This is a genomic window from Rahnella bruchi (assembly GCF_003614975.1).
GTDB classification, from domain to species: domain Bacteria; phylum Pseudomonadota; class Gammaproteobacteria; order Enterobacterales; family Enterobacteriaceae; genus Rahnella; species Rahnella bruchi.
This window is the reverse complement of sequence record NZ_QZWI01000001.1, coordinates 89,133-102,477: the sequence shown is the minus strand read 5'-3', so window position 1 is coordinate 102,477 and position 13,345 is coordinate 89,133. Positions and strand designations below refer to the sequence as shown.

13 protein-coding genes and 1 pseudogene are annotated in these 13,345 nt (G+C 51.9%); 4 read left to right on the top strand and 10 right to left on the bottom strand.

Annotated features, from left to right (window positions below; all coding sequences use genetic code 11):
* Positions 1-9: 9 nt before the first annotated feature.
* Positions 10-735, bottom strand: coding sequence for a 4-carboxy-4-hydroxy-2-oxoadipate aldolase/oxaloacetate decarboxylase (locus D5398_RS00470; protein WP_120505885.1), 726 nt, complete (start codon positions 733-735; stop codon positions 10-12).
* Entirely contained in the window at positions 732-1,478 is a 747-nt protein-coding gene (gene galB, locus D5398_RS00465) for a 4-oxalmesaconate hydratase (RefSeq protein WP_120506643.1), read from the bottom strand. Before galB ends, D5398_RS00470 begins: the two co-directional genes overlap by 4 nt.
* A 152-nt stretch (positions 1,479-1,630) precedes the next feature.
* On the opposite strand from galB, the gene D5398_RS00460 reads away from it, so the two are divergent.
* The 3 genes from D5398_RS00460 (at position 1,631) to D5398_RS00450 (ending at position 5,473) form a co-directional block, all read left to right on the top strand.
* Complete coding sequence (locus D5398_RS00460) at positions 1,631-2,869, top strand: LysR family transcriptional regulator (RefSeq protein ID WP_120505884.1); 1,239 nt, start codon at positions 1,631-1,633, stop codon at positions 2,867-2,869.
* 251 nt (positions 2,870-3,120) lie between these two features.
* The gene (locus tag D5398_RS00455) at positions 3,121-4,233 is read left to right on the top strand and encodes a glycosyltransferase (RefSeq protein ID WP_120505883.1); all 1,113 of its coding nucleotides are present in this window, start codon (positions 3,121-3,123) and stop codon (positions 4,231-4,233) included.
* Positions 4,226-5,473 (top strand): O-antigen ligase family protein, encoded by a 1,248-nt coding sequence (locus tag D5398_RS00450; RefSeq protein WP_120505882.1) that lies wholly within the window; start codon positions 4,226-4,228, stop codon positions 5,471-5,473. The genes D5398_RS00455 and D5398_RS00450 overlap by 8 nt, the downstream gene beginning before the upstream one ends.
* Before the next feature lie 60 nt (positions 5,474-5,533).
* Here the strand turns inward: D5398_RS00450 and aroQ are convergent, their stop codons facing one another.
* The 6 genes and pseudogenes from aroQ to D5398_RS25365 form a co-directional block, all read right to left on the bottom strand.
* The gene (aroQ, locus tag D5398_RS00445) at positions 5,534-5,974 is read right to left on the bottom strand and encodes a type II 3-dehydroquinate dehydratase (RefSeq protein WP_120505881.1); all 441 of its coding nucleotides are present in this window, start codon (positions 5,972-5,974) and stop codon (positions 5,534-5,536) included.
* Between the two features lie 14 nt (positions 5,975-5,988).
* A complete protein-coding gene (locus tag D5398_RS00440) occupies positions 5,989-6,822 on the bottom strand; it encodes an amidohydrolase family protein (protein WP_120505880.1) in 834 nt (277 codons plus the stop codon).
* Entirely contained in the window at positions 6,819-8,081 is a 1,263-nt protein-coding gene (locus D5398_RS00435) for a gallate dioxygenase (protein WP_120505879.1), read from the bottom strand. Before D5398_RS00435 ends, D5398_RS00440 begins: the two co-directional genes overlap by 4 nt.
* 104 nt (positions 8,082-8,185) lie before the next feature.
* On the bottom strand, positions 8,186-9,565 hold the full coding sequence (locus D5398_RS00430; protein WP_120505878.1) for an MFS transporter: 1,380 nt from the start codon (positions 9,563-9,565) through the stop codon (positions 8,186-8,188).
* 321 nt (positions 9,566-9,886) lie between these two features.
* Positions 9,887-10,096, bottom strand: a pseudogene (locus tag D5398_RS00425) (diaminopimelate epimerase); the annotation flags it as partial.
* A complete protein-coding gene (locus D5398_RS25365; RefSeq protein ID WP_162940692.1) occupies positions 10,026-10,181 on the bottom strand; it encodes a hypothetical protein in 156 nt (51 codons plus the stop codon). The gene D5398_RS25365 and the pseudogene D5398_RS00425, both read right to left, overlap by 71 nt.
* A 160-nt stretch (positions 10,182-10,341) precedes the next feature.
* Here D5398_RS25365 and D5398_RS00420 point away from each other — a divergent pair, with 160 nt between their 5' ends.
* Entirely contained in the window at positions 10,342-10,911 is a 570-nt protein-coding gene (locus D5398_RS00420; protein ID WP_120505877.1) for a GNAT family N-acetyltransferase, read from the top strand.
* A gap of 39 nt (positions 10,912-10,950) precedes the next feature.
* Here the strand turns inward: D5398_RS00420 and D5398_RS00415 are convergent, their stop codons facing one another.
* Positions 10,951-11,256, bottom strand: coding sequence for a YbdD/YjiX family protein (locus D5398_RS00415; RefSeq protein WP_120505876.1), 306 nt, complete (start codon positions 11,254-11,256; stop codon positions 10,951-10,953).
* Positions 11,249-13,315, bottom strand: a complete 2,067-nt coding sequence (locus D5398_RS00410) for a carbon starvation CstA family protein (protein WP_120505875.1) — start codon at positions 13,313-13,315, stop codon at positions 11,249-11,251. Before D5398_RS00410 ends, D5398_RS00415 begins: the two co-directional genes overlap by 8 nt.
* Between the last annotated feature and the right edge of the window lie 30 nt (positions 13,316-13,345).

Sequence of the window (13,345 nt, the reverse complement as noted above, 5' to 3'; positions counted from 1 at the left end):
ATCGGCTCCTCAGCGCTTTCCGGCTTGTGCTAATTCTTCGGTGGAATCAAAATATTTCAGGCCTTTTTCCGCCAGACGTGGACGCATGTTGTAGATATCCAGCCCGAGCTCGCCGTTCGCCATTCTGGCGCGTTTGCTCTCTTCCAGCGCTTCCCGTTCACGGCTGGCCTGCACCACGTGTGCGACTTCTTCACGACGCACGACAACCACGCCGTCGTCATCGGCGACGACAGCATCGCCCGGATACACCAGCTGCCCGGCGCAGACCACGGGCACGTTAACTGAACCGAGCGTTTCCTTGATGGTGCCCTGTGCATGAATCGCCCGCGACCAGACGCGGAATCCCATATCACGAAGGGTTCTGGTATCGCGCACACCGAGATCTGCTACCAGGCCGACCACGCCACGCGCTTTCAGCGACGTTGCCAGCAAATCACCGAAGAAGCCGTCAGAACACGGTGAGGTTGGCGCAACCACCAGAATGTCGCCCGGCTGACATTGTTCGACAGCGACGTGAAACATCCAGTTATCGCCCGGTGCGGTCAGCACGGTGACGGCACTGCCGGAAATCGCACAATCCTGCTGGATCGGACGAATGCCCGCATCCAGCAAACCTTTGCGACCCTGCGCTTCATGCACCGTCGCCACGCCAAAGGCGGCGAGTGCGGTAACGTCCTTTTTTTCTGCCCGTGGAATATGGCGAACCACGACGCCTTTTTTGCCAACCAGACTCATGCTAAATCCTCCGTTACACGCGGGAAGATGCTCTGATAGCCTTCGCCGTAAACAATGTTTTTGGTGCTGGTGATCCCGACGTTTCGTTTGGCCTGCACACCGCGCTGCTGGGCGACGCGGGTGTAGTATTCCCATAAATGTTCCTGACCGGCCATACATTGAATAGCCTGATATTTCTTGTCCCAGACGTCGGTGATATCGAGCAGAACATCGGGTTTCCACTCGCATTGTTCCGGCTGATGCGGCTCAAAACAGTAAACAGGCGGTGCGCCGACGATAGTGTCGCCCGGCTTATAGCCCTCGGCCTGCGCGATAATCCGCGCTTCCTGCGCCAGATGCGTCGCCATCGGATGGTCATAGTTGTATGGGTCTTTCAGGGAATGCGTCAGCACGAAATGTGGCTGCACGCGGCGATAAACATCGGCCAGACGGAACAGGGAATCTTTGTCGGCACGCAGCGGATAATCGCCCATATCGAAAAACTCAACGGTCGCTCCGAGAATTTCAGCGGCCGCCATCGCTTCTTCGCGACGCGATGCTTTCACGATTTCTTCGGTCATATTGCCTTTACGCCACAGCTTTGCAGATTCGCCGCGTTCGCCGAACGACAGACAAACAATGTGGACGGCGTAACCGGCTTGTGTATGTTTGGCGATGGCACCGCCCGCACGCCAGACAAAATCGGCGGAGTGAGCGCTGACGACTAATGCGCTTTTAGAGTCATCTTTTTTTGGCTGAGTCATGAGGGTGTCCTTGGTTTTATTGTTCTCAGAATGTCTGAGTTCCATGCTGTCAGCCTGCGCCCGTGACGGGTAATTCATTTGATTGCAGGGGGTATGCGTTTTATTTATATTGCAGGGAGGCGTCACGCAAAAAAACCAGAAAGGAGAAGGGGATGGCAGAGACTGAGATGCTGAGTAACCTGATGCAAATACGGGCATTTTGTCAGGTTGTCGATCAGGGAAGTGTATCCCGCGCGGCAGATGAGCTTTACCGTACGCAGTCGGCGGTGACGCGTGCGATACGGGATCTCGAGCAGGCGCTCGATGTGCCGCTGTTTGAACGTCATGCCAACGGCATGTTGCTGACTGATTTCGGTAAATGCGTGCTGCCGCGTGCGCGCCGCGCGATTGCCGAGCTGCGGCAGATCCCCTCGCAGCTGGCGAAATTACAGGGCAAAAGCGGGCAGCGGCGCGGAGACACCGAACCGCTGTATCTGTTTAACGTCCGGCGTCTGCAAATTTTTATCTCCCTGTGCAAAACGCGACATATGCAAACGGTGGCTACATTGCTGGGGCTCAGCCAGCCCGCGGTCAGTGCGGCGCTGAAAGTGCTGGAAAGCGGTGCCGGTCTGGCGCTGCTCGAGCGCACGCCGCACGGCATGATGCCTTCGCTGGCCGGGCAGGATATTGTGCCGAACCTGCGCCGTGCGCTCAACGAACTGCGGCATATCCCGGCGGATATCGCTGCGCGTCGCGGTGTGCTGGAAGGTACGGTGCAGGTCGGCGCGCTGCCGCTGGGGCGCACGCGGTTATTACCGCAGGCGATTATCGGCCTGACGCAACGCTACAGCGGCGTAAAAGTCGTGACCAACGAAAGTGCGTTCAGCGCACTGGCTTCTGAGCTGCGTTCAGGTGAAGTGGATTTCATTTTTGGCGCGCTGCGTACCAGTGATTACGCGGCGGATATGGCAACGGAAACCCTGTTCACCGAAAGCATGGTGATTCTGGCAAGAAAAGGGCACCCTTTGATGAGCGGTGCTGTGACTCAGGCGCATTTACGCCAGGCGCGCTGGGTGCTGCCGCGTGCTGAAACGCCCGCGCGACGGCTGCTGGACAACAGTTTTGCCGCGATGAACATGCCGCCGCCCGATCCGGTGGTGGAAAGTGGTGATCTGGGAATAGTGCGCGGGTTATTGCTGGGTTCCGATATGCTGGCGGCAGTCTCAGCCCGCCAGCTGGAGCACGAGCTTGAGTCTGGCGAACTGGTCAGACTGCCGCTGGATCTGGCTGATACACACCGCGCCATCGGCCTGACATTCCGCGCCGGGAGTTTGTTGTCACCGGCTGCCGGGGCGCTGGTGGCGGAAATCAGGAAGGTTTGCGGCAACCAAACTTTAGTATGTGAACCCTGATACTGGATTAATTTCATGTTCAGGTTTACGTCTATTCAATACCGATCCTGTCAGCATTAAGGAATTGTCTAATTTTTCCGCCAGGGTCATTTTTGTGTCAGTTTTGTACATGAATGGGCTGCTACTTTGAGGTAAGATATCAAATGTTTTGAAGGGAACGCCTGTTTGTTGATAAACCACTTTAAATATGTGTTGAGATACAAAGGTTGATGATTGCTCTGGCCGTTTGGGAGATGTGAAGAGACTGAACTATGCTCATTAAGAAAAAAGAAGTGATTAACAAAAAGAAAATACTTTTGGTGACAGATTTACTTATCGGCCGTGGCGGTATGGAAAATGTAACCAGCCAGGTAATATCAGCCTTCAAAAAGGGTGAAGAGTTTGAGGCCGGCTTTTTCGTCATCAATAGTGGTGAAACAACACACTCAAAATCCTGGCTTGATAATGCCGTTCTCTTTGAAAGTGTCTGTAAATTAAGAAATAAAAAATTAAAAAACGTCATACACACTTTGCGACTTCTTTTCTTTATCAGAAAATATAAGCCTGAACATATTATTACGCTTAATACCATACCCAATTTGATGGCAAGTCGTGCGATTAAATACTCTGCGCATAAGACGATTTTATCGACATGGATGCATCTTCCCCCCCGGGAACGTTATCGCCCGCACTATCTGTTATCAGCAGATCATCATTTTGCTATCAGCGGTGAAATAAAAAATCAACTGACAGAGTTGGGTGTAAACAAAAATAATATTGATGTGGTTTTTAACCCGGTTAAAAAGTCGGGGAAGATTATTTTAAGACCTGAACAATTGAGGATCCTTTACATAGGCAGGGTTCACTTTGAAAGACAAAAGCAATTAAAAGATCTCTTTGACGCGCTTGTACAGGTAAAAGTGGGTTGGGCATTAGATATTGTTGGGGATGGCGAAGACGTGTTCGAATGTCAATCTTATGCCCAACAACTTGGGATATCAGAGCACATTACCTGGCACGGGTGGCAAAATGACCCTTGGGAATACGTAGAAAATAATATCAAAGAAGTCACTTGTCTGGTCATGACATCTAATTTCGAGGGTTTCCCGTTGGTGCTGCTTGAAGCAATTTCTCGTGGAATATATTGTGTTTCATCTGATTGCAGTAGTGGTCCGTCAGAAATAATTGAAAACAATATAAATGGGCAACTTTACCCGCAGAATGACATCATTGCGCTTTCGAAAATCATTAATGCATTAGGCAATGATCTGGTTTTACCAGAGCATATGTTAATAAAAGAAAGTATCGGAAAATTTTACGAAGACGCGTATATGAATAATTTTAAGAATATTCTCAATAAAATTACTGAGGGAAACGATGAATAGCAGATATGAAACTGCTTTTTTGAAAATATCAGTGAATGCATCGGCTATCGCGCTGTGTATTTCATTATCATTAAGCATGTTTGTTACCGGATGGCCACAAAAAATCTTTTATATTGTTTCTTATCTGAGTTTTTTTACTGTTTTATACGCGGTATTCAAAAAAGATATTTCATACCGTCATGAGCGCTTTCATCTGGTGATGTTCCTTTCGCTGGTTTTTTTAGCTGTGGTTCGTTTTGTGTGGGCAATAACACTAAAACATAATGGGATCGCAATCACACCTACCAGTGCAGGCATAATTAACAATTACTTAGTGGGCAGCAAAAGGATCCTCCTCGGCGCTTTCGTCATTTTATGCTTTTCTCTATATGGTTACCTGATAAGCAGGAAAACCATATTAATCAGCCAGGTTATGATAACGATTGGGCTGGTTGTTTCGCTGGGGTTCGGGTTATATGAGCATTATTATACTTTAAATTATCGTATAAAAATGACCACTGATGCTTCATCGATGGCATCTTACATGATTGCTTTTATTTACTGCGCATACTTGGGATTAAGCCGGCTGGAATATCATCGCTACTCGAAACATCTCGATTTTGTGGCTTTTGTTCTGACTTTTGTTCTTCTGTATTTATGCGGAACACGCATAACCATTCTGGCACTTATAATCCTGAAAGTGACTTTCTTTTTTATAGAGTATAAAGTTGATTTAATAAAAAACTGGCGTGTAATGAGCCTCGTTTTGCTCGCTGTTATCGCTATCCTTGGGGCCACCAGCAGTCGCTGGGCTCAGGGCATTAATGACATCCAGAAGTATGATGTTCAAAGTTCAACATCACTCGGTGCCAGGGTTGCTATATGGGAAAGCGGAATATATCTCTTGCATAGGCATATTGGTTTTACAGCACCTGATGATAGAACAACATTAGCCAGAGAATTTATCAAGACACATCACCCGCAAAATTACGAAGGCTACAACAATGTGCAATATAATATGCACAACGAATTTCTTGAAGTGACGACGCTTCAGGGGATGTGGGGTGCGATATCCTTATTATTGCCTTATCTGATATTAATTTATGGCTGGATTCGGAAATATGATATAAAAAGTATGGCGTTACCCTTTTCCGTATTATTCGTGACAGGGTTGACGGATTCAGTGCTCCTTTTTAATCAGACTGCAACCCTGTTCGTAATGTCGCTGGCATTATGTTGCATTCGAAAATCTTCTGATTAACATGCATAATATAAGGATTCTACTCTGAATCCTTATATTATTACCTCTGTAAATACCCGCTTATTTCTTCAGATTCATCACAGCCTGTCTGATCGCATATTCGTAGCCCTGAATGCCGAAACCGCAGATCACGCCGACGGAAACGTCGGAGAGAAATGAGTGATGGCGGAAGGCATCGCGTTTATGAACGTTGGTGATGTGCACTTCGTACAGCGGCAGGCTGACGGCAGTCACGGCATCGCGGATGGCGACGGAGGTGTGCGTCCAGGCGGCGGCATTCAGGACAATCGCATCCACCGTTCCCCGGCAGGCCTGAATGTGGTCAATCAGATCGCCTTCGTGATTGGTCTGGAAGAATTCGATGGTCGCGCCGCAGCTTTCGCCGGTCTGATGGCAAAGCTTTTCGATGGTCGCCAGCGTGTCGTGGCCGTAGGTTTCCGGTTCACGGGTACCGAGCAGATTGAGATTCGGGCCGTTAAAGACGGCGATTTTATAATTCATGGTCTTTCCTTTCCTCAGTAATCTGTAAATCCAAATAAGTCTTTCGGGGTCTGCCACAAAATCTGCTGGCGAATTTTTTCATCAGGAAATAATTGCTCCACCAGCATCAGCAGCGTGCCGAGATCCATCCGGTGTTCCGCCCGCAGGAACGGCCAGTCGGAACCCCACATGCAATGCTCCGCACCAAAGGCATCAAGCAGGGCGTGCTGATAGGCGTGTCCGTCCTGATAGGGAAAAGGCTGGCGGCTGAACTTCGCCAGGCCAGACAGTTTTACCCAGGTTCTTTGCTGGTCTGCCAGGCCGAGAAGCGCCTGAAAAGCGGGTTGTTGCAGGCCCTGCGTGACCTCAGGACGGCCTGAGTGATCAATCAGTAGCCGCGTTTTGTTGCGGTTGATCAGCGGCAACAGTGCCAGCAGCTGGTCGTTCTGTACCTGAATGGCGGCGAACAGTTCCAGTTCGGCAAGACGCCCCATCAGGCCGTCGAGATACAAAAACGGCTCCGTGCCGAGCATCGCCACATTCATGGCAATACCGACCACTCCGGCCTGTTTCAGGCTGTCGAGCCGCTCAGTGCTGATATCAAAGGGCACCACGGCGATGCCTTTAAAGCGACCGTTGCCTTGTTCCAGCGCATCCAGAAGACACGAACTGTCGGTGCTATAGCCCGACGTCGGGCCGACAATCAGCGAGTGGCGGATGTTGTACGCCTGCATCACGGCGCGGTAATAATCTGTGGTGCCAATCTCGTGCCCTTCCGGACGATAAGGCGTGTCCGGAAGGTACGGGAAGCGCGCCGGATCAAACACGTGGTGATGTGTGTCGATCTTGGGTTGCTCAAAAATCGTCATGCTTTCGCTTTACCTGCTACTGAATAGAGAACTTGTTGATTGCGGGTTTTCTGGAATTCTTCCAGCGTTTCGCCGCGCATCGCGGAATAAATATGTAAATTGGAGACGCCGACTACCGCGCCGAGTTTTTCCAGCAGGAAGAAGCTGACGCCGTAATGGATCATGCCGCGCCAGTCGAGTTCGCGCAGCAGCTTTTGCTCCTCGTCAGTCAGTTGGTTTTCAGCCAACATCGCCTGCTGATCGGTGAGGAAGCGCTCGCGCCACGCGGGTTGGATCAGACGGTGCAGGAACCGGTTAATGCGCAGCGCTTTCAGGCTGCGTGCCTGTGTGAACGGATAGGTGCCCGGCAGTTTTTCAACGCCCGCCATTTGCTGCGCGATTTTGTCACGCTGGCGCTGCTGCACGTCATACGGCGCTTCACGGGACTGATTCTCAAGAATAAGCGTGGCGATACCGGTCATCGACGGCAGATAATAGGCCTGATGCAGTTTCTTCACATTGGCGGATAACGCACCGCGCATCACCAGCCACATAATCACTTCCGCACCTTCCATCCCGCCCTGTGTGGCGAATTCGGCCAGCGTCATTTCGGTCAGACGTTCCGGGTCGTTGACTATCATATCCACGAACTGCTCATCCCAGTCCGGATTGTTAAAGCCACAACGCTCGCCGTGAACCTGATGCGAAACGCCACCGGTCGCAACAATCGCCACGTTCAAATCTTCCGGGAAACTTTCAATCGCGCGACGCAGCGCCTGACCGAGTTTGTAGCAGCGACGGGCGGTCGGAATAGGGAACTGCAACACACCGATTTGCAGCGGAACGATTTGCGTCGGCCAGCCGCCTTCATGTGGGAGCAGGGCAGAAAGCGGGGAGAAAAGACCGTGATCTAAAGGTTTGTCCTGGAAGAACGACATATCAAATTCGTCCGTCATCAGGCTGGCACCAATGTGTTGTGACAGTGCTGCATGGCCTTTCACCGCGGGCAGATCGCGCGGACCACCGCCTTCATCAGCGACTTCATATTTTTCGTCGATACCCAACGTAAACGCAGAATAGTGATCGAAGAAAAACGACGTTACGTGGTCGTTGAAAATGTAGACCAGTACGTCCGGTTTTTTCTCATCCAGCCATTTTTGCATCGGTGCAAAGCTTTCGAAAATAGGCGCCCAGGCACTTTCTTCCTGCTTGTTATGGTCAACCGCAAAACCGATGGTCGGGGTATGTGATACTGCTAAACCACCTATGATTTTCGCCATCTTAAATCCTCAATACTTTTGTAGGGTAACTGCGACGCGAACATCGCGCCGCCTTATTTATGTTAATGATTATGTTTCTGATTATCAGGTGGCTAATCTGGAGATTAGCGGATATTCATGGTGCGCGACAACTCCGGGATGTCAGTAATATCAACGCCTTTGATCATCTCGGCCGGGTGTGCCGCACGGTGTAAAAGAATGCTCAGACCCGCCAGCAATGCAGGCAGCGCCAGAATAATAAAGATCATGTTTTGACCGGAGAAAACGCCCAGCAAAACGCCGCCCATTGAAGAGCTGATAATGGCGCCGCTGCGCCCGATGCCGTGCATCCAGCAGACACCGGTGGCGCGCATTTCAGTCGGATAGAAGGCCGGAGAAAACGCCTGCAAACCCGTTTGTGCGCCGTTAATACACACGCCGCTGATGAACACCAGCAGGGCAAGAATATCCGGGCCGAAGTTGCCGATGCCCTGCGATAACAGGCTGACTACGCCCATCATGTAGAAACCTGCGATGACGCGCTTGGCGGTAAATCTGTCCATCAGACCGCCGACCATCAGGCCGCCAAAAGTGCCGCCCAGCTGGAACAAACCGGCAACGATGGCTGCGCGCTCCAGCGAGAATCCGCCGTTACGCATAATGGTCGGCAGCCAGCCGTTGAGCAGATAAATTACGAACAGCCCCATGAAATACGTGACCCACAATACGATGGTGCCTTTGGCGTAGCCGTTGGTGAACAGCTGGAAGACTTTGGCTTTTTTCTGAATCACCGGCGCTTTCAGCACGAATTTTGTGCCTTCGCTGAATACACCACCGGCGCGGGTGAGGACTTTGGCGATTTTTTCTTTCGCCACGTTGCGTACCACCATGTACATGGCTGATTCAGGCAGGATCCACAGCAGCAACGGCAGCATCAGCAGGGGCACAATACCTCCCGCAAAAATCACCGCTTTCCAGCCAAAGTTCGGCAGCAGACCGGCAGCAACAAAACCACCTGCGCCTGAACCCACGTTAAAGCCACTGTACATGACGGTGATCATCAGGCTTCGGCGGCGTTCGGGCATATATTCCGACACCAGCGTCACGGTATTAGGCATCACCGCGCCTAAACCGAGACCGGTAAGAAAGCGCAGGAGTGCCATTTCCATTGGCGTGCGGGCAAAAGTGCTCAGCAGGCTGAAGAGAGCAAAGCAGAAGATTGACCACATCAGCACCCGTTTGCGCCCGAAGCGATCTGCGTTTGGTCCGGCGATCAGCGCGCCAATCGCGACACCAAACATAGCGGCGCCCAAAATTGGCCCCATTTCAGCGCGGCCGATACCCCAGTCCTCGATCAGCGCAGGGGCGATAAAACCCATTACGGCGGCGTCATAACCGTCGAACATAATGATGATGAAACACAGGGATAAAACGACCCACTGATATTTCGATATCGGGCGTTCGTCTATCCACGTTTTCACGTCCACGATGGTGTTGTTGCTCATAGGGTACGCTCTCTGTTTTTTTTATTAATATGTGATCGGATTAAAACTTTGAAGAAAATTTCACTGACCGGCGGAGCATAGAAAACGGCAGTGAGGGTGTTTTATTGTGATTATTTTATATATTAAACAATGAGTTGATTTATCATTGTCGTGCTTCCTGATAACCAACTTAGGGGCTGTAAAGCGTGCTGTCTGCCATAAAATGATTATGCGGGTATGAGTTTTGTTTATGAGGGGTGTTTGAAATTACGGCAGACGGGCTGCCGTATTCAAAAGGGACTCGGGAAGAGGAGGGGATAAACCTGTGAGAAGGCGAACGAGTTACGCCGTCATATCCCGGAAACAGTCGTTATCGAGGGTGATTGTGGCGATTTTCTGCACCGCGCCGCGCATGTTGACCTGAAAATCGCCGCTGAAACTGATGGCAAGTGTCCCGCCCGGCATATGTACCGTGACATTGTCATCCACCAGTCCGAGTTTGCGCATCGCACTGGCGGCGGCGCAACTGCTGCTGCCGGAGTATACGCTGAATTTGCTCGTTGCTGAGCAGAGCGGCAACACTCTGATGGCAGACCAGATAATCGTTACCCAGACCGTGATAGCGGTGAAAAATCATGTTGGCACTTCCTTTAGCAAATCCTGCAAACTCATAATTGATGTGAATAGCTTCAATAGGAAATCTTGCCTGTTTCAATAGCGCCACGTAAATTCAAAATAATCAGTGAGAAAATGCTCCGCTGATGTCCGTAAGACCCGCCATAAACAAGGAGTTATTGATGGAAGCTTTTACCGTTCCTGTGGCTATTCCGCCGCTAAATATCACCACAACCCGCCTTATCCTGCGTCAGTGGCACGAGGCTGATGCAGACCCTTTCGCAGCAATGGTCGCTGACCCGCAGGTGATGGAGTTTTTCCCGTCCACCATGACCCGTGAGAAAAGTGATGAAATGCGGATGCGCTGCCAGAATGTGATCAATGAACGCGGCTGGGGGATCTGGGCGGTCGAATTGCGTGAAACCGGCGAGTTTATTGGCTTTGTCGGGCTGCATACGCCGGGATACGATCTGCCTTTTGTGCCCTGTGTGGAAATTGCCTGGCGGCTGAAAGTGGATGCCTGGAGGCAAGGTTATTGCACAGAAGCGGCCCGCGCGGTGCTGGACGCCGGATTCAATGAGCTGGGGCTGGAAGAAATTGTGGCCTACACCGCGCTGCCGAATATCCCCTCGCAGGCGGTAATGAAAAAGCTGGGAATGGTGTGCAGTCCGAAAGAGAACTTTATGCATCCGATGCTGGAAGAAGGGCACTGGCTAAGGGAACATTGTTTGTATCGTTTACCGCGTCCGTGAACGGGAGACTGCCCCCCTTTCAGAGGGGGCAGTCGGTCTTCAGCAAGGGCATTTACCCATTTTTCCGCCTTCACTCGGGAATCTCGCCTCCAGACAACGGCGGTGGAATTCTCGTTCTGTCATCGGCGTTGTTTGCGGATGTCGCACCTGCATATGCCGGACATAATTCTGGTAATCCTGCACACCGACCATCAGCCGGAAACTCTGGGCGGTGCGCTTGATAGCCAGTTTCAGCCAGTCAGCGACGTTATGCGGTTTCGGTTGCGGCACAAATAACGGCTGACAGCGCGTCACCTGAAATGCCACTAAGCGTGGCGTCTTAAATAATGCGCGTGATTCAGACATGGCGTGCCTCGCGACGGTTAACGACAGCAGTTTCATGCACCGTCGGGGTAGCAGATTTCAGCGCCCGGCGGATTACGAAGAAGGCGGAAATCAGCATTGTTACCGCCACCAGCATGAAGAAACCACACAGGATGGCGTTGATCTGATTATTCAGCACGATGGTATGCATATCCGCCAGCGTTTTCGCCGGTTTGATGATTTCGCCACTGTCGATTCCGGCACTGAATTTCTTCGCCTGCGCCAGGAAACCAATCGACGGTTTTTCGTGGAAAATCTTCTGCCAGCCTGCGGTCATCGAGGTGATGAACAGCCAGATAGTCGGCAAAATAGTCACCCACGCATAGCGCTGTTTCTTCATTTTAAACAGCACAACTGTACCCAGAATCAGCGCCATTGAAGCCAGCATCTGGTTGCCGATACCGAACAGCGGCCACAGGGTATTGATGCCGCCGAGCGGATCCACCACGCCCTGATACACGAAGAAACCCCAGCCTGCGACCGCGACCGTAGTCCCGGCAAATGTGCCGATCCAGGAACGGTTATTCGCCAGCGACGGAACGGCGACGCCGACCAGATCCTGCACCATAAAACGGCAGGCGCGGGTACCGGCATCCACGGCGGTCAGGATAAATAAGGCTTCAAACAGAATGGCGAAGTGGTACCAAAACGCCATCATCGCGCGGCTGTTGAACACGTCAGTGATAATGTGCGCCATGCCGACCGCAAAGGTCGGTGCGCCACCGGCGCGGGAAAGAATCGACTGCTCACCGACGTCTTTGGCAATTTGCGTCAGAACGTCCGGCGTGATCACAAAACCCCAGCCGTTAATCACCTGCGAGGCGCTTTCCACCGTGGTGCCAATCAGCGCCGCCGGTGAGTTCATGGCAAAGTACACGCCCGGATCGATAACGGACGCACAAATCAGCGCCATGATTGCCACGAACGATTCCATCAGCATTGCGCCGTACCCGATAAAGCGGATATGGCTTTCGCGCTCAATCAGTTTCGGCGTCGTGCCGCTCGAAACCAGCGCATGGAAACCGGAAATCGAACCGCAGGCAATGGTGATAAACAGGAACGGGAACAGGCTGCCGGAGAACACCGGACCGCTGCCGTCGATAAAGCGCGAGACTGCGGGCATCTTCATTTCCGGCATGGCGAAGACGATACCGACCGCCAGACCGGCGATCACGCCGATTTTCAGAAACGTTGACAGATAATCCCGCGGCGCCAGCAGCAGCCAGACCGGCAAAACTGAGGCAATAAAGCCGTAAATCACCAGAACCCAGGTCAGGGTGGTGCCATGCAGCGTAAAGAACGGGCCCCAGTAAGGATCCGCCGCCACGTTACCGCCGTATAAAATTGCCAGCATCATCAGCACGAAGCCAATTACCGACACTTCTGCGATTTTGCCCGGACGCAGAAAACGCATGTAGATGCCCATAAACAGGGCGATCGGAATGGTGGCTGCGATGGTGAACAGACCCCACGGGCTGTCGGCCAGCGCTTTAACCACCACCAAAGCCAGCGCGGACAAAATTATAATCATCACGCCGAGCGCGCCGAGCATGGTGATCACCCCGGCAAAATCACCCAGTTCCTGTTTGGCCATTTCACCTAATGAGCGCCCGTCGCGACGGGTAGAAATGAACAGGATCAGGAAGTCCTGCACCGCACCGGCCAGCATCACGCCAACTAAAATCCAGATAGTGCCTGGCAGGAAACCCATTTGTGCGGCAAGGATCGGACCAACCAGCGGACCGGCTCCGGCGATGGCCGCAAAATGGTGCCCGAATAACACCCATTTATTGGTCGGTACGTAATCCAGCCCGTCGTTATGTCGCTCGGCCGGGGTCATGCGTTTGTCATCGAGTTCGAAGACTTTTTCAGCGATAAACAGACTGTAAAAACGGTAGGCAATGCTGTAACAGGCAATAGCGGCGACCACCAGCCACAGGGCGTTAACATGTTCGCCCCGGCTCAGGGCCAGCATTCCAAAGGCAAAAGCCCCGATTAACGCCACTACCAGCCAGGTTATCCCGGACTTGACGCTTTTCATGATGTACAACTCCTTCTTAGTGGTCCCGCC

Excerpts from the sequence above, each read along its gene's own strand:
- D5398_RS00470 (WP_120505885.1), bottom strand. The coding sequence starts at position 735 with ATGAGTCTGGTTGGCAAAAAAGGCGTCGTGGTTCGCCATATTCCACGG.
- galB (WP_120506643.1), bottom strand. The coding sequence starts at position 1,478 with ATGACTCAGCCAAAAAAAGATGACTCTAAAAGCGCATTAGTCGTCAGC.
- D5398_RS00460 (WP_120505884.1), top strand. The coding sequence starts at position 1,631 with ATGGCAGAGACTGAGATGCTGAGTAACCTGATGCAAATACGGGCATTT.
- D5398_RS00455 (WP_120505883.1), top strand. The coding sequence starts at position 3,121 with ATGCTCATTAAGAAAAAAGAAGTGATTAACAAAAAGAAAATACTTTTG.
- D5398_RS00450 (WP_120505882.1), top strand. The coding sequence starts at position 4,226 with ATGAATAGCAGATATGAAACTGCTTTTTTGAAAATATCAGTGAATGCA.
- aroQ (WP_120505881.1), bottom strand. The coding sequence starts at position 5,974 with ATGAATTATAAAATCGCCGTCTTTAACGGCCCGAATCTCAATCTGCTC.
- D5398_RS00440 (WP_120505880.1), bottom strand. The coding sequence starts at position 6,822 with ATGACGATTTTTGAGCAACCCAAGATCGACACACATCACCACGTGTTT.
- D5398_RS00435 (WP_120505879.1), bottom strand. The coding sequence starts at position 8,081 with ATGGCGAAAATCATAGGTGGTTTAGCAGTATCACATACCCCGACCATC.
- D5398_RS00430 (WP_120505878.1), bottom strand. The coding sequence starts at position 9,565 with ATGAGCAACAACACCATCGTGGACGTGAAAACGTGGATAGACGAACGC.
- D5398_RS25365 (WP_162940692.1), bottom strand. The coding sequence starts at position 10,181 with ATGATTTTTCACCGCTATCACGGTCTGGGTAACGATTATCTGGTCTGC.
- D5398_RS00420 (WP_120505877.1), top strand. The coding sequence starts at position 10,342 with ATGGAAGCTTTTACCGTTCCTGTGGCTATTCCGCCGCTAAATATCACC.
- D5398_RS00415 (WP_120505876.1), bottom strand. The coding sequence starts at position 11,256 with ATGTCTGAATCACGCGCATTATTTAAGACGCCACGCTTAGTGGCATTT.
- D5398_RS00410 (WP_120505875.1), bottom strand. The coding sequence starts at position 13,315 with ATGAAAAGCGTCAAGTCCGGGATAACCTGGCTGGTAGTGGCGTTAATC.